Below are 16,414 nucleotides of genomic sequence, written 5' to 3' on the forward strand. Positions count from 1 at the left end.
CATATGAATTAGTACACATCACGCACATACCGTTTTTCTAGGGCCATGTTTGAAACGTAGTCAGCCGCCTGTTCTGCAGTCATGTTGCCATGCGTCTGGATAATGGTTTTCAAGGTGGCATCCACATCTTTCGCCATTCGGCTGGCATCACCACATACGCAGAAGTGTGCGCCCTGTTGCAGCCATTGCCACAACTCTGCACCTTGCTCCAGCATGCGATGTTGCACATAGATCTTTTCTTTCTGGTCGCGTGAGAAAGCAGTATCCAGCTTGTGCAGCACACCTGTTTTTTGTAGAGAATCCAGCTCTTCTTTATAGTAAAAATCAGTGGCGGCATGTTGTTCGCCAAAAAACAACCAGTTTTTACCTTTGGCGGCGATTGCCTGGCGTTCCTGTAAAAAGGCGATGAATGGGGCAATGCCAGTGCCAGGGCCCACCATGATTAGCGGCGCATCAGGGTTTTTTGGTGGGCGAAAGTGTGCAGAGCGTTGCAAGAAAATAGAGACTTCTGCCTCTTGTGCGCGGTCTGCCATAAACGTAGAGCATACGCCACCACGTGCCAGGTCTTTTCCGTAACGTACTGTGGATACCGTTAAATGCACCTGGTCCGGATAAACTTTAGGGCTGGACGAAATGGAGTACAAACGCGGCTGCAAACGCTTTAATACGGCCAGCCATTTGCTAGCTTCGACTTTAAACGGGAAGGCCAGTAAAAGATCGATGATTTGTTTTCCCCATAGCCAGTCTTTGAGGCGTTCGTCATCTTCCATCAATAATGCCAGTGCAGGGCTGGCGCTATGCTCCTGCACAAATTTCACCAAGTCCGGGGTAATCCGTGCGATTTCGTAGTGATGTAGCAAAGCATCGCCTAGTGCAAGCTCACCATGCTCTTTGACGGTGACCGTGGTCGAAGCGGAAAGCTTTAATGCGCGCAACATTTCACTGACCAACTCCGGGTTGTTTGTTGGCCACACACCCAGCGCATCGCCAGCTTCATATTTGAACCCGCTATTGTTCAAATCAAAGCCAAACTGGCGGATTTCTTTTTCAGCACCTTCCGCGTTCAGGCGCTGGTTGATGATCAGCCTGGTTTTTAGCGGATGTTGACGTGTGTATGCGGGCGCTGCAGGGTATGCTGCAATATCGCTGGCTGCTTCATCGATTAAATCCGCCATTGCCAGCACCGGTTGGTTGATGGGGGCAGACACAGCCGCCAAAGCCGCCACTGTTTTCTCTAGCCAGGCATTGGCTGGTTCCTCAAAATCCGGTTCGCAGTCAACGCGGTCAAGCAGGCGTTGCGCGCCTAGCGCTTCCAGTCTGGCATCCAGTTTGCGGCCAAAGCCGCAGAACTGGGCATAGCTGGAGTCGCCAAAGGCCAGCACGGCAAAACGGGTATTTTCAAGTGATGGCGCATTCTCTGCCTGCAGGCCACTCCAGAACTGGCTGGCATTGTCTGGCGGGTCACCGTCACCAAAGGTACTGGTCAGCAGCAAGACTTGTGCGTATTTAGCCAGGTCTGCCATGTTGATACTATCCATGGCCTTGACTGACGTTTGCAGACCGCCTGATCTGATACGCTCGGCACATTTCTCGGCAAAGCCTTCGGCATTGCCGGTTTGTGATGCCCATAGAATAGCCACAGTAGCGGCAGCCGTTGCCGGGTTGGCCGAAAAATCCGGCAAGCCGCTGGGAAACTGGTCGCCATGCGGTAACCAGCTACGCGCAAATAATCCCGCCAGCATGCCATTGACCAGTAGGTGTTTGGCCGGAGCCAGTGGTGCGCTTTCCGGCAGCATGGGTACACCGCCCATTTTGCGTGATTCTTCGCTACGTAAACCACTAATAAAACCTTGCAGATAAAGCTGTTCCTGCGCCTCGAGGACAATTTCGGGTGCGGTATCCAGGCCAAGTAACCTGGCCAAAGCATCGATATCTCTCATGTCGAGTTCCTTGTTATTCTTGCTTGCCTCACCGGTGGCGATCAGGGCAAGCTCTTCTGCGTCCTGACTAAGCGGGGCAGGCGCGCTGGCAACGCGTGTCATGGTCACGGCGCAAAATTTGAATTCGGGTTGTTGCGAGATAGGGTCAATCGCATCGCTGGTCACGGCATTGATTGTCAGGTCGTCGCCATACACATCATTCCAGTGGAAGGGGGCGAAGCAGTTGCCAGGGCGTACGCGGTCGGTCACCACGGCGGGTAACACCGCACGGCCGCGTCGTGAGCGGATTTCAACCTGGTCCTTGTCTTTAATCCCTAAGGCGGCGGCATCTTCAGGATGCATTTCAACAAACGGTCCCGGGTTGAGTTTATTCAGGGTAGCGATCTTGCCGGTTTTGGTCATGGTGTGCCACTGGTGCTGCAAGCGACCGGTGTTGAGCACAAACGGGAAGCTGTTGTCGGGCAGTTCGGCAGGGTCCATATGCGGGCGGGCAAAGAACACGCCTTTGCCACTCGCTGTCGCAAATGCAATACGTGGCCGGCTGCCGTCTGCACGTATTTTTAAAACCTGGTTGATGCCATCGTTAAGGTAGCGAATCGGGTTTCTGTCATTCTGGCTATCCGGTGAACAAGGCCATTGCAGCGATGTTTCGCGTAACTTTCCATGGCTGACGCCACGGATGTCATAGCCGGTGTTGAGATTGGTCGTGCGCGTAATTTCTTCAAATACTTCGGCACCACTGTTGTAACTGAATCCATCGCTAAAACCCATCTCGCAAGCGACTCTGGCGATAATTTCCCAGTCTGCCATGCCTTCGCCAGGCGGGTTCACCGCCTGTTGCATCAGCGTCATATTGCGTTCGGAGTTGATCATCACGCCTTCTGCTTCGGCCCACAAGGCGCCTGGTAGCAGAATGTCGGCATAGCGGTTGGTTTCGGTGTCGAGGAAGGCATCCTGGGCAATGACCAGCTCGGCTTTCTCGAGGCCGGCAATCACATTTTTGCGGTTGGCCATGCTGGCGACCGGGTTTGTGCAGATCACCCAGCAGGCTTTGATCTTGCCTGCCATCATCTGCTCGAACATGGCTACGGTGCCGCCGCCGAGACGGGTATGCAGGGTGCCTTCCGGCACTTTCCAAAGCTGTTCGATAAACTGTCTGTCCTGTTCGACCAGCACAGAACGCTGACCGGGTAAGCCCGGGCCCATATAGCCCATTTCACGTCCGCCCATGGCATTCGGTTGCCCGGTCAGTGAAAACGGGCCGCTACCCGGACGGCAAATCGCGCCGGTAGCCAAGTGCAGGTTACAAATCGCATTGGTATTCCAGGTGCCATGCGTGCTTTGGTTCAGGCCCATGGTCCAGCAACTCATCCAGTTTTTGCTGGTGCCTATCCATTCAGCCGCCTGGAGGATATCCGCGATATTCAGGCCGGTGATCTCGGCCACTTTTTCCGGCGAGTAATCTTCCAGAAAGGCCGGCATCACTTCCCAGCCTTCGGTAAATTCGGCGATGAATTCGGCATCTGTATGGCCGTTTTTCACCAGCAGGTGCAGCAGGCCATTCAGCAAGGCGAGGTCGGTTCCCGGCTTGATCTGCATAAACAGGTTGGCCTTGTCCGCGGTGGTATTTCGTCTGGGATCCACCACAATCAGCTTGGCCCCAGCCTTGACCCTGTCCATCATGCGCAGGAACAGGATAGGGTGGCAATCGGCCATATTGGCGCCGGTCACAAAAAACAGGTCGGTCTGGTCAAAGTCCTGGTAAGAACCCGGTGGACCATCTGCGCCTAACGACAGTTTATAACCGCTGCCGGCACTGGCCATACACAGGCGGGAATTAGATTCAATGTTGTTGCTACCGAGGTAGCCTTTGACCAGCTTGTTGGCCAGGTACTGGGATTCAATCGACATCTGGCCGGAAACATACAAGGCAATGGCGTCCGGGCCATGCTCGTCGAGAATGCCACGCAATCGGCGTGCGGTTTCCTTGATGGCTTCGTCCATGCCGGTCCGCACGGACTCCTGCCCACGTTCAGGGCGCACATAGGCATATTCGAGGCGCCCGGATTCAGCAATGGCTTGTATGCAGGTGCTGCCTTTTGTGCACAAGCGGCCATAGTTGGTCGGATGCTGCTTGTCACCGTAGACCTTGATCACGCGCCGGGTCTTGGTTGCTAAGTCATCCTCCACTTCCATGACAATGCCACAACCTACGCCACAATACGGGCAAACTGATTTAACCTGCTTCACCATTGTTGCTGGTCCCGATTCTATCCAGTCAGCCTATACCTGTACCCAGACTGCGCCATCGCGCAGTTCCACCCGGTAGGTTTGCAGGCGGATATCCGTATCTTCCACGCAGATGCCGGTACTCAACTGGTAATGGTGCTTGTAAATGGGGGACGCGACCACACGTTCGCCACCCAGGTCACCGACAATGCCACGTGATATGACGTTGGCATCACTGTGCGGATCGTAGTTGTCGATGGCGTACAGCAGGTCATCCTGCAAGCGGAAAATCGCCACCTGGCGACCCTCTACCAGGGCACATACGCCGGTGTTGGGCCAGATATCATCCAGTGCGCACACTGCATGCCAGGTGCCTGAAGTGGCAGTGGAAATCGCCGCCTGATTGGCTGTACTGTCTGATACGGCTGCTTGTTGTAATTGACTCATCGTTCTACTCCACTCATTACTCGGTCGTTGCCAGGATAGGGATGACCTTTGCCTGCTTCTTTTCTTCTACTGTTGCCGGGCGCATCTGGTCGCGTTCCTTGACGAAGACGATGTTATTGTCGCCAGCTACGCTGTTGACGAAGCTGCGGAAACGTTTACGCACTTCAGGATCATTGACGGCGGTTTTCCACTCATCCTGGTAGTTATCCACCACATGCTGCATCTGCGCTTCCAGCTCTGCGCCCAGGCCCAGGGTATCGTTGATGACCACGTCTTTCAGGTAGTCGAGGCCACCTTCCAGGTTGTCACGCCAGGTACTGGTGCGTTGCAAGCGGTCAGCAGTGCGGATGTAGAACATCAGGAAGCGGTCTATCATGCGGATCGCGTCTTCTTTGCTGAGGTCGCTGGCGATCAGTTCGGCGTGGCGCGGTTTCATACCGCCGTTACCGCATACGTACAGGTTCCAGCCGCTTTCGGTCGCGATCAGACCCACATCCTTCCCTTGTGCTTCGGCGCATTCACGTGTGCAACCGGAAACACCAAACTTGATCTTGTGCGGGGCGCGCAAACCTTTGTAGCGGTTCTCCAGCTGTACCGCCAGGCCGACACTGTCGTCCACGCCATAGCGGCACCAGGTGGAACCGACGCAGCTTTTTACGGTGCGTAGCGATTTGCCGTAGGCATGGCCGGACTCAAAACCGGCAGCGATCAGCTCTTCCCAGATATTAGGTAATTGCTCGACGCGGGCACCAAACATATCCACTCGTGCACCACCAGTCACTTTGGTATACAGCTTGTATTTCTTGGCGATCTGGCCGATGGCGATCAGTCCATCCGGTGTGACTTCGCCACCCGGCATGCGTGGTACCACGGAATAACTACCATCTTTCTGGATATTGCCGAGGAAGTAGTCGTTGGAGTCCTGCAATGAAGCCAGGTCTTTCTTCAGGATAAAATCATTCCAGACTGAAGCCAGTACACTGGCGGCAGTCGGCTTGCAGATATCGCAGCCCAGGCCTTTACCATGCTTGTGCACCAGTTCGTCAAAGGTCCTGATCTGCTCTACGCGCACCAGGTGGTAAAGCTCCTGGCGCGAGTAAGGAAAGTGTTCGCACAGGTGGTTGTTGACGGTCATGCCCAGCTTGACCATTTGCGCTTTCATCACTTGCGTCACTAAAGGTACGCAGCCGCCGCAGGCCGTACCCGCCTTGGTGCAGGATTTGATGGCGCCTATGCTGCAATTGCCGGCAGCCACCGCTTCGCCAATCTCGCCTTTGTTGACGTTGTTGCAAGAACATAGCACTGCCGTGTCTGGCAAGGCATCCACACCCAGGCCAGGTTTTTCCTTGCCATCGCTGGCAGGCAGGATCAGGAATTCAGGATTTTCCGGCAAGGCCATGTCGTTGACGGTCATTTGCTGCAAGGTGCCGTATTCATCGGCATTGCCGATCAGCACCGCGCCCAGCAGTTTCTTGCCATCTTCGCTAACGACGATTTTTTTGTAGATGTTGCGTACTTCATCTGTGTACTGGTAGCTACGGCAGCCATGGGTCTTGCCGTGCGCATCGCCGACACTGGCGACATCAACGCCCATCAGCTTGAGCTTGGTGCTCATATCGGCACCCTTGAAAGTTGACGCGGTTTCACCTGCCAGGTGCGCGCAGGCCGTGCGGGCCATGTCATAGCCAGGCGCTACCAGGCCGAACATCTCATCGTTCCAGCTGGCACATTCGCCGATGGCGTAAATGTCGTGGTCGCTGGAGCGTGAGAAATCGTCAATCGCGATACCGCCGCGTGCACCTATCGCCAGGCCGGATTCACGTGCCAGTTCATCACGCGGCCGGATACCGGCAGAGAACACGATCATGTCGGTTTCCAGCCAGGTTTCATCAAAAAACACCATGCGGTGGCGCGCAGTGGCGCCATCGACAATCGCGGTGGTATTGCGGCTGGTATGTACATGCACACCAAGCTCCTCAATCTTGCTGCGCAGCACACGGCCACCGGCTTCGTCCACTTGCACGGCCATGAGGCGCGGGGCGAATTCCACCACGTGGGTATCCAGGCCCATGTCACGCAATGCCTTGGCGCATTCCAGGCCCAGCAGGCCACCGCCGACCACCACGCCGCTCTTGGAGGTTTTACCTGCCGCGGTCATCGCTTCCAGGTCTTCAATGGTGCGGTACACAAAGCAGTTTTCGCGGTCACGCCCGGCCACCGATGGCACGAACGGTACCGAGCCGGTGGCCAGTACCAGTTTGTCGTATGGCAGCAGTGTGCCATCTGTCAGGGTCACCAGATGCTGATGGCGATCAATATGGCTCACACGCGCATTCAGGCGCAATTCCAGGCCAGGGCGGTCATAAAAACCAGGCTCAACCAGTGACAGGTCTTCAGCTGTGCTGCCGGAGAAAAAGCTGGAAAGATGCACACGGTCATAAGCCGGGCGTGGTTCTTCGCCCAATACCGTCACTTGCAGGTTGGCGGCCGCCAGGTCAGGGTGGCGCTTGACCAGTTCCTGCATAAAGTAATGTCCCACCATGCCGTTGCCGACAACTACTATGCGGGTGTGTTGATTCATCGTAATGTTCCCCATCAGATGCAAGCATGTGACACGTTATTTCATTGATCATGCATTGCTGTTTACTAAGCTAAAAACGAAAAAAGGCGTCCATAGCTTATCTATCGACTACCGGTGGCAGTTCGAAAAACAAGCTATGGACGCCGTTGTCCATAAAAACTAATCGTTAATAAAACGAGATTTAATATCTATTGAGCAATTAGCAAGCGACATGCCAATCTGGATATAGAGTATTGATAAAATCTGAAAATTTTTTAAGTGATTGTTTTATTGATGTTTAATTCCGGTTTGTGAAAAGTCTGGATATATTTTTGTAAGGGTGGCATGGCTGGAAAAACCATCTGAGCGCACGGGAATGATGCAAATTAGAGCGGTTGCACCAGAATGGGTCTTGATTGAAGGTAAGCGTTTCAATCTGAACCCAGAGATGTTTTTAATTCTTTACGAGAAGGGTTGTCTAGTCAGGTAATAAACAACAAGTAGATCAGGATAAGATTGGCCAGCAAAGAGCAGATAGCCAGCCACTGCCATTTGACAAGCCTGGCGCGCGCAATCAGTGGCATGCGTGGGATCACTACCGGCTTCAATTCGCCATGCTCCATGGCGAGCAGCATTTCTTCGGCCGTTTCAAAACGGTCTTCCGCTTTCCTGGCGATTGCTTTAAGAATCACGTTTTCCAGCCAGGCGGGGATTTCTGGCCGGTAGCGGCTGGGTTTGATCGGCTCGCCAAAACGCGGTGACTGGAAAGGCTCTATCTCGCCGTAGGGATATTTGCGGGTGAGCAAATGATAAAGTGTCACGCCGGCGGCATAAATGTCTGCCTGCCGGTCAGCCACTTTACCGTCAAACAACTCGGGTGCCATAAAACTGGGTGTGCCCGGGTTTTCCATCTGCTCTGGCATCGGCAGGGTAGGGTTTAGTGCAACACCCAGATCAAGAATCCGCAGGCGGGTGTCACTACCGATATGGATATTGGCTGGTTTGATATCGCGGTGCACAATATTCAGGCGGTGCAACATGCTCAAACCGCGCAATAAATCCTGGCCGATATTGGCAACGCCATTCATGGTGAAATGGTGGCCGGCATCCAGCCGTTGCTGCAAGGTTGAGCCTTCGTGCCAGGTCATCACATAATAAAGTGCGCTGCGCTGTTCCAGCGTCAGCGGCAATATCTGCGGCACACATTGCGAGACGACGCGCTTGGCTAGCCACTCTTCATTCAGTAAAGCTTCGCAACTTTCCTTGTCGTCCGCACGTGAGGGTTGCAGGGTTTTTAATACAAACAGTTGCCCGGCTGGATTTTTCACCTGGTAGAGGATGCTCAGGCGCGAATCGTGAAGCACCCTGGTCACGGTGAAACCATCGATCTGGTCGCCGACAGAAAGTTTAGGCGGCAACGGCAGGCTGAGCGCATCGGCCAGCATATCGGTCAGATGGTCCTGGCCGACGCTTTCAATATTAACGATCACCGCGGAAGCATTATCCTGGCCGCCTTTTTCGATCGCCAGTGCAGTCAGGTATTCAGCCACCATTTGCGGGGAGTGGTAGAGCATCAACGCGCGGTGAATTTCCGCATCGCCCACTGCATCCCATACCCCATCACTGAGGATGGCATACACATCACCGGGTTGCAGCAAGCCTTCAGCATAATCCACCGTTAGCTGGTCATCCAGCCCGATCGCACGTTTAAGCACATGCCGCATGTCCGGTCTGTCCCAAACGTGATCCGTAGTCAGGCACTGCAATGATTGCTCGCGCAGGCGGTAAATACGCGTGTCGCCCACATGTGCCAGCACATAGCGCTGACCGCGCAATACCAGCATGGACAAGGTCGTTGCCATGCCCGCCATCTTGCTGTTCTTGCGCGCTTGCGACAGTACCCACAGGTTGGCTGCCTGCACGACCTTGTCCAGCGCATGCTGCACCGTCCAGGTTTCCGGGGTGGCGTAATAATCCGCCGAAATACTCCTGGCAGTCATTTCCGACGCTTCAGCACCACCGGCACCACCGCTGACACCATCGGCGACCAGCATCAAGGCGCCTTTGATTGCCAACTGCGAGGCAGCGGGGGTGACCACGGTCACATAGTCTTCGTTACGCAGCCTGGGACCGGTTACGCTATGTTCACCGACTGTAAAAACGAGACTCATAAGCCAGCCATTTAAAGGTTTTTGGAATTATACGGTGGCTAGTCTATCTATTGGCCGGTTTATACCTTGGCCGCCGTCACGCTCGCTGCACCCCAGGTAGTACGCCAGCGGTTTTTAACACCAGTCAAACCTACCAGTGCCAGGATAGCTAATCCGGCAAAAATAATTAAGCCCAGCTGATAGCTACCGGTGATCTGCTTGGAGTAACCCAGGCTGGAAGCCAGGTAGAAACCGCCGATACCACCAGCCATCCCTACCAGGCCAGTCATCACCCCTATCTCTTTGCGGAAGCGTTGTGGCACCAGTTGGAACACTGCGCCATTGCCCATACCAAGTGCCGCCATCGCCAGAATGACTATGCCCAGGCCAGCCAGTTGCGTGCTCATGCCGAAACTCAGGGTAAACAGGAATATAGCCGCCAGTGTATACATAGTACTTAAGGTACGGATACCACCGATACGGTCAGCCAGCAGGCCGCCGAACGGACGCACCAGTGAACCGGCAAATACGCAGGCTGCGGTAAAGTAACCGGCATGCACCGGGTCCAGGCCGTACTGGTCGTGGAAGTAAATGGTCAGTGAAGAAGCCATGCCGACAAAACCGCCGAAAGTCACGCAGTAAAACAGCATAAACCACCATGCGTCCTTGTCTTTAAGTACAGACAGGTATTGCGCCAGCGATTTCGGTGCCGGCGTATCCGGCGCATCTTTGGCAAACACTGTATATACAATCAATGCCAGCAATAATGGGATCAGGGCCAGGCCAAACACATTGTTCCAGCCAAACGCCACGGCCAGGCCAGGCGCGAATAATGCCGCCAATGCCGTGCCAGAGTTACCTGCACCTGCAATGCCTAAAGCGGTGCCTTGGTGTTCAGGTGGATACCAGCGTGAAGCCAATGGCAAGGCGACGGCAAAAGCGGCACCGGCAAAACCAAGAAACACGCCTAACAATAACGCTTGCTGATAAGTATGTATGCCATGCAACCAGGCAATCAACAAAGCAGCCAGCACAATCACCTGGCCAATCAGGCCGGCTTTTTTAGGCTTAAGCTGGTCTACCAGCACGCCCATCACGATGCGTAATAATGCGCCGGTGAGTACCGGTGTTGCCACCATCAGGCCTTTTTGTGCCGGGTTTAATTGCAAGTCGGCGGCGATCTGCACAGCCAGCGGCCCCAGCATGACCCACACCATAAAGCTAAGGTCAAAATAAAAGAACGCTGAAAACAGCGTAGGCTTGTGGCCTACCTCCCAAAAACTCTTTTTCATGTTAAATCTCCGTTTATTTCAAAAACATTCTATTCTTGACGCGTGTGAATGAGGTCTTTTTCTAGTTGCCATTCACCGCTTGTAAATATTCAACCTGGCCCAGCATTTCCAAAGTCTTGGCACTATTCGCGATTGTCACCACTTCACCGACGACTATCATGGCCGGGCTTTTCATCTGGTGCTGGTGGCTCAGCATAGGCATGGCTTCAATGGTGCTGACCAGTGCGCGCTCATCCGCGCGGGTGGCGCTTTCTACAATCATGCAGGGCATATTTGTTGACATACCGGCAGCGATCAATTCACGGCTGATGTCGGCCAGGTGTTGCATGCCCATATAAATCACCAGTGTGGTGTTGCTTTCAACCAGTGCACGCCAAGGTAATGGCCCGCCATCCTGCGTATGACCGGTTACCAGCGTGACGCCAAGGTTTAAACCGCGATGCGTGGCCGGTACATCCATACTGGCGCAGGCGCTGAGGCCGCTGGTCATGCCGGGGATAATCTCATAGGCAACACCTGCTGCACGCATAGCCAGCATTTCTTCACCACCACGGCCAAACACAAACGGGTCGCCACCTTTCAGGCGCACGACTGTTTGCCCCTGCTCGGCCAGCGCAATCATCATGCGGTTGATAAAGTGTTGCGGGGTAGACTTGCAGCCGCCACGCTTGCCCACGTGCACGATGCGTGCCTGCGGGCAATGCGTGAGCAGGTCCGGGTTGACCAGGTCATCGACCAGCACGACTTCGGCTTGCTGCAAGGCCTTGATGGCCTTGAGCGTAATGAGGTCGGGGTCACCGGGTCCGGCACCTACTAAAAAAACTTTTCCGGCTGTAGTCATCGCGTCTTCCTTACATTCAAACAATCAAAAGGTGTACATGGCGGTCAGCCATAATTTCTCGGTATCTTGAAAACGTGCACGATTGGTCGCGCCATTGGTCACGGCATTAGGGCCTGCAGCGTACTGGTCATCTTCGGTATATTTGCCGTATTCAAATTTGGTCATCCAGTTCTTGTCGATATTCCAGGTGACGGCAGCATTCCACTCGCGACCATAGCGGTTACCATTGGCAGTTGCACCGCCATTGACGGTGAAGAAATCCTCATCGGAACTGATGTCGTGGTAATCGACAAAAAACAGAAAGTCGCCATATTTATAAGTGGCAGTAATGAAAGAGTCCTTGATGCCCTGGCGTGGCGTCACCAGGAATTTGTCTACCCAGCCCTGGAATAAATGGTTGGTACCAAACGGCGTCTGGAATGCATACTGGCCGTCATTACTGGAGAGCAGTTCCTGGTCCACGCGCAGGTTGAAGTTATCTATGCCGAAGCCGCCGCCCACTTTGTAGTAATGGGCATCAATGCGGTTGTCACCGCCTTTGTAATCAGTCTGTTTGGCATATTCAGCCGTGTAATGTGCACGGTAGTTAGGCGTGAACGGGTGTGTGCCATCCAGGCGCACGCCTAAGATTTTGTTGGATTGGTCGGCCAGTAAATTATTGAACGTGTTGTTCAATGCGCCTTGTCCAAACCAGGCATTGCCCAGTCCCAGGTTTTCGAAGTTGGAGAAATAGCCGTAACCGACCAGGAATTCGGTAGGTGAGATGCGGTAGCGGGCATTGGCGATTTCAAGGTCGCCGCTGCGGTGCGTGGTGAATATCTGTCTGACGCGGTCAAAGTGGGCTAAGTAGATCTCGGTATCCGGCAAGGTTTTATTGAAAACCGACACACCGTCAAATACCTGAGTGTTCTGGCGGAAGGCGATGTCGCCTATGAAACGTACGTTATCCAGGTTGATCGCCTGACGGCCTGCACGGACACGGGTGTTCTTGATACCGGTCCAGTCCACAAACAACTGGTTGATATCAGTATAGTCGGGGTCTACCACTTTGGCATAGTTAATCCTGTCGCTTTCGTTTGACGCGCCATTGGTCCTGACCGTATTGGTACTGTCATTAAAATCATCCTTGAGTTTGCTGACATTGGTGATTTGTGCGGCAAAACTCCAGTTTTTGTAAGGTGCAGTTTGCCAGCCGATCAGGCTGCGCAAAGTGACCGCGTTGGCATTGTCCAGCTCACGGTTTGCGGTCGGGTTGGCAGAGCCATTGGCAAAGGTTGCCGGCTGTAGGCCATCCTGGTCAACATGCTCGTAACGTAATCTGAAACTGGTCATATTCTTGCCGGTTTTAATGGCATCCATAAATGTGTATTCAGGTAAAACTTCTTCTTCAGCCACCACTTGCATGCTCATTGCTGCCATCAATACAGCCAATGAGACTTGACGCAATCGTTGGTAAGAGTTAGCTTTCATGTTGTTGCTCCTTTGCTTAAGTGGGTAACCATACTTCGATGAGGTATGCGGTGCTGGTGGGTTGCCGCCCGTCAGCACCACTTTTATTTATGCCGCCTTTTTGGCGTGTCTTTCATATAAAAACTTCAATACTTCGCTACGCAGGTGCGTGTAAGCAGCGTCTTCCACCAGCTCCAGACGGTGACGTGGACGTGGTAGGTCGACTTCCAGGATTTCGCCTATGGTGGCTGCCGGGCCATTGGTCATCATCACGATGCGGTCAGACAGCAACACTGCTTCATCCACATCGTGGGTGACCATCACCGCAGTACAACCCGAACGTGCCATGATGTTCATCAGTTCATCCTGCAATCCGGCGCGGGTCAGTGCATCCAGCGCGCCAAAAGGTTCATCCAGCAACAAGACTTTGGGTTCCATGGACAGGGCACGGGCGATACCCACACGCTGCTTCATGCCGCCCGAGATTTCATTCGGGCGCTTTTCCATGGCATGGCTTAAGCCGACCAGCTCCAGTGCCGCGCTGGTGCGCTCTGCCAGTTGCGTTTTAGTTTCACTGTCAGCAAAAACACGTTCTACTGCCAGGTACACGTTTTCAAAACAGGTCAGCCATGGCAGCAGGGAATGGTTCTGGAACACTACTGCACGCTCAGGGCCGGGCTTGGCGATTTCACGACCGGCACAGAACAGGTAGCCATCAGTCGGTTGCAGCAGCCCGGCAATCAGGTTAAGCACGGTGGATTTGCCACACCCCGAGTGGCCGATGATGGAGATAAATTCGCCTTCGCGGATATCGAGGTTGATATCTTTCAAGGCCTGGAAGCTGCCTTTTTTTGTTTGAAACGTCATATTGACGTTTTCGATCAGGACATAACGGTCTTGCAGTGCGGTTGTCATCATGAATTCCTTTATGGGTTTATTGTGATGGCTTATTCGTAGCTGTAGCGTTTAGCTGCCAGTACCAGCAATTGTTCCAGCAACAAGCCGACAATGCCGACGATAAAAATGGCGATGATGATGTGCTCTACATTCAGGTTATTCCACTCATCCCATACCCAGAAACCAATGCCCACACCGCCGGTCAGCATTTCTGCTGCCACAATCACCAGCCAGGCGGCACCGATGGACAGGCGTACACCGGTCATCATGTAGGGCATGACATAAGGCAGCAGGATTTTGGTGACCACTTTCCATTCCGACAGGTTGAGCACCTTGGCTACGTTCATATAATCCTGTGGCACTTTGCTGACGCCGACGGCAGTGTTGATAATCATGGGCCAGACTGCGGTGATGAAAATCACCCAGATCGCCGCAGGGTCAGCGGCTTTGAATACCAACAGGCCGATTGGTAACCAGGCTAGTGGTGATACCGGTTTCAGCAGGCTGATGATGGGTGCTGCCATGCGCGACATGAATGCGTAACGGCCAATCACAAAGCCCATGGGGATGCCGACAATCGCAGCCAGCGCAAAACCGGTCGCCACGCGTTTGAGCGAGCTGAGGATGTTCCAGCCTATGCCCATGTCGTTCGGGTTATTGATATAAAACGGATCGCTAAACAGCTCGACTGCCGACTGCCAGGTTTTCACCGGGCCAGGCAAGCCTTGCGTCAGGGCTGCCACAGTCGCCCAAATGGCGCCGAATACCAGTAAGCCAATCACAGGCGGCAACAACCATTCAAACACAGGTTTGGTGGTTGCCGCCCATGCGCTCCGCCGCTGCAACGACGGAGTGGCTACTGCAGCTGTGGTCGAGAGAGGGATAACCACAGCAACAACAGGTTGTGCAGGCGCTGCTTGCACAGAATCCTCGCTTGTCTGTATCATTTTTTCCTTGTTAAAGCTGACGACACTCATGGTGACTCTCCTTAAGAATTAAGCTTTAACCTTGAAGCTGTTGGCATAGGCTTTCGGGTCTTTACCATCCCAGACGACGCCATCAATCAGCTTGCTGCTGCGCATTGGGTCTGCGGGGACGTTAATGCCAAGCGCTTTCGCCGCTTCGGTGTAAATATCAATCCGGTTCACTTTCTTCGCCACGCCCAAGTAATCCGGGTCAGACTTCAGCAGTCCCCAGCGTTTGTGCTGTGTCAGGAACCACATACCGTCAGACAGGTAAGGGAAGTTGACCTTGCCGTCGTTGAAGAACTTCATGTAGTTAGGGTCTTCCCATTTTTTGCCGATGCCATTGTCGTAATGGCCGAGGAAGCGGCCTTCAATCACTTCTTCAGGCGCATTGACATAGGCTTTACCGGCAATCAGCTTGGCGACTTCAGGGCGGTTTTTGGTGGCGTCTATGTAGCGGCAGGCTTCCAGGATTGCTTTGGTCAATGCCAGTGCAGTATTCGGGTTCTTCGTAGCAAAGTCTGCAGTAGTACCCAATACTTTTTCCGGATGATCGGTCCAGATATCCTGGGTGGTCGCCACGGTAAAACCGATCTTGTCGTAGATCGCACGTGCGTTCCACGGCTCGCCAACACAGTAGCCATCCATATTGCCGATACGCATATTGGCGACCATTTGTGGTGGAGGCACGACGATGGTTTTCACGTCTTTCATCGGGTTGATACCGTAGTTGGCCAGCCAGTAATACAGCCACATGGCGTGGGTGCCGGTCGGAAAAGTCTGTGCGAACGTGAAGTCACGGTTTTCGTTGTCCAGCAGGCGTTTCAGGGTACCGCCGCTGGTCACGCCTTTTTCTTTCAACTGGTTGGCAAGCGTGATGCCCTGGCCATTATGGTTGAGCGTCATCAGTACATTCATGTCTTTTTGCTGGCCACCGATGCCCATTTGCACGCCATACACCAGGCCGTACAACACATGTGCAGCATGCAGTTCACCGTTTACCATCTTGTCACGCACGCCAGCCCAGGAAGCTTCTTTCGAAGGCACAATCTTGATGCCGTATTTTTTATCAAAACCCATTTGCGCGGCGACTACGATAGGCGCACAGTCTGTCAGTGGGATAAAGCCGACTTTCACTTCGGTGATTTCAGGTGCATCAGAACCGGCTGCCCATGCCTGGCTGCGGATCGCAGACGGCACCATGTTCATCATGGCGGCGGCTCCAAATGCACCGGCTAGGGTATGCATAAAGAAATGGCGGCGCTGGTTATCTACCTGCTCAGGTTGACTGTCTGCCGCAGGAAGAATGACTGTTTTCTTATCTGAACTGCTCATTGCTGCTCCTTGATATGATTAATCTGGATAATGATGAATTGGGAAACGTAAAACGAAAAAAGGCGTCCTGAGTGCAAACGAGGGTTCGTTTACACTCAGGACGCCTTTGTCCTCAATCTTTAAAAACTGCTTACGATGAGTGGCCTGATTTTTATCAAGCTCGCAATTTCAACTTACTCTACTCGTATCCAACCGCCGTTAGTTGAGTACTTAAAACTTGTTCAGCAATTGTTATGCCAAAAATAGTGTTGGGTTTAAGTGTTTGTTCTATTTAGGTTTTTTGTAATATTCTTTAAAGAAGTGAGCGAT

General features: G+C 53.4%; 10 protein-coding genes. All 10 read right to left on the reverse strand.

Annotated elements, in window-relative coordinates:
• Positions 1-8: 8 nt before the first annotated feature.
• Positions 9-4,193, reverse strand: coding sequence for a bifunctional nitrate reductase/sulfite reductase flavoprotein subunit alpha (locus ASG24_RS09730; protein WP_055870774.1), 4,185 nt, complete (start codon positions 4,191-4,193; stop codon positions 9-11).
• 30 nt (positions 4,194-4,223) lie between these two features.
• Complete coding sequence (gene nirD, locus ASG24_RS09735) at positions 4,224-4,616, reverse strand: nitrite reductase small subunit NirD (RefSeq protein WP_055870777.1); 393 nt, start codon at positions 4,614-4,616, stop codon at positions 4,224-4,226.
• A 16-nt stretch (positions 4,617-4,632) separates the two neighbouring features.
• Complete coding sequence (gene nirB, locus ASG24_RS09740; RefSeq protein ID WP_055870781.1) at positions 4,633-7,197, reverse strand: nitrite reductase large subunit NirB; 2,565 nt, start codon at positions 7,195-7,197, stop codon at positions 4,633-4,635.
• 461 nt (positions 7,198-7,658) lie between these two features.
• A complete protein-coding gene (locus ASG24_RS09745; protein ID WP_055870784.1) occupies positions 7,659-9,347 on the reverse strand; it encodes a bifunctional protein-serine/threonine kinase/phosphatase in 1,689 nt (562 codons plus the stop codon).
• 59 nt (positions 9,348-9,406) lie between these two features.
• Positions 9,407-10,618, reverse strand: a complete 1,212-nt coding sequence (locus ASG24_RS09750; protein ID WP_055870786.1) for a NarK/NasA family nitrate transporter — start codon at positions 10,616-10,618, stop codon at positions 9,407-9,409.
• A 61-nt stretch (positions 10,619-10,679) separates the two neighbouring features.
• Positions 10,680-11,459 carry a uroporphyrinogen-III C-methyltransferase gene (cobA, locus tag ASG24_RS09755; protein WP_055870789.1) on the reverse strand — a complete coding sequence of 260 codons (780 nt, stop codon included), beginning with the start codon at positions 11,457-11,459 and terminating at the stop codon, positions 10,680-10,682.
• 24 nt (positions 11,460-11,483) lie between these two features.
• Positions 11,484-12,929, reverse strand: a complete 1,446-nt coding sequence (locus tag ASG24_RS09760) for an alginate export family protein (protein ID WP_055870792.1) — start codon at positions 12,927-12,929, stop codon at positions 11,484-11,486.
• An 87-nt stretch (positions 12,930-13,016) separates the two neighbouring features.
• A complete protein-coding gene (locus ASG24_RS09765; RefSeq protein WP_156376549.1) occupies positions 13,017-13,826 on the reverse strand; it encodes a nitrate ABC transporter ATP-binding protein in 810 nt (269 codons plus the stop codon).
• 29 nt (positions 13,827-13,855) lie between these two features.
• Entirely contained in the window at positions 13,856-14,782 is a 927-nt protein-coding gene (gene ntrB, locus ASG24_RS09770; RefSeq protein WP_055870798.1) for a nitrate ABC transporter permease, read from the reverse strand.
• Positions 14,783-14,800: 18 nt separating this feature from the next.
• A complete protein-coding gene (locus ASG24_RS09775) occupies positions 14,801-16,105 on the reverse strand; it encodes a CmpA/NrtA family ABC transporter substrate-binding protein (RefSeq protein WP_055829741.1) in 1,305 nt (434 codons plus the stop codon).
• Positions 16,106-16,414: the final 309 nt, after the last annotated feature.

Source organism: Methylophilus sp. Leaf414 (genome assembly GCF_001425425.1).
GTDB lineage: Bacteria > Pseudomonadota > Gammaproteobacteria > Burkholderiales > Methylophilaceae > Methylophilus.

What these genes read in the sequence shown, in the direction of transcription:
- ASG24_RS09730 (WP_055870774.1), bottom strand. Translation starts at nt 4,193, where the DNA reads ATGGTGAAGCAGGTTAAATCAGTTTGCCCGTATTGTGGCGTAGGTTGT.
- nirD (WP_055870777.1), bottom strand. Translation starts at nt 4,616, where the DNA reads ATGAGTCAATTACAACAAGCAGCCGTATCAGACAGTACAGCCAATCAG.
- nirB (WP_055870781.1), bottom strand. Translation starts at nt 7,197, where the DNA reads ATGAATCAACACACCCGCATAGTAGTTGTCGGCAACGGCATGGTGGGA.
- ASG24_RS09745 (WP_055870784.1), bottom strand. Translation starts at nt 9,347, where the DNA reads ATGAGTCTCGTTTTTACAGTCGGTGAACATAGCGTAACCGGTCCCAGG.
- ASG24_RS09750 (WP_055870786.1), bottom strand. Translation starts at nt 10,618, where the DNA reads ATGAAAAAGAGTTTTTGGGAGGTAGGCCACAAGCCTACGCTGTTTTCA.
- cobA (WP_055870789.1), bottom strand. Translation starts at nt 11,459, where the DNA reads ATGACTACAGCCGGAAAAGTTTTTTTAGTAGGTGCCGGACCCGGTGAC.
- ASG24_RS09760 (WP_055870792.1), bottom strand. Translation starts at nt 12,929, where the DNA reads ATGAAAGCTAACTCTTACCAACGATTGCGTCAAGTCTCATTGGCTGTA.
- ASG24_RS09765 (WP_156376549.1), bottom strand. Translation starts at nt 13,826, where the DNA reads ATGATGACAACCGCACTGCAAGACCGTTATGTCCTGATCGAAAACGTC.
- ntrB (WP_055870798.1), bottom strand. Translation starts at nt 14,782, where the DNA reads ATGAGTGTCGTCAGCTTTAACAAGGAAAAAATGATACAGACAAGCGAG.
- ASG24_RS09775 (WP_055829741.1), bottom strand. Translation starts at nt 16,105, where the DNA reads ATGAGCAGTTCAGATAAGAAAACAGTCATTCTTCCTGCGGCAGACAGT.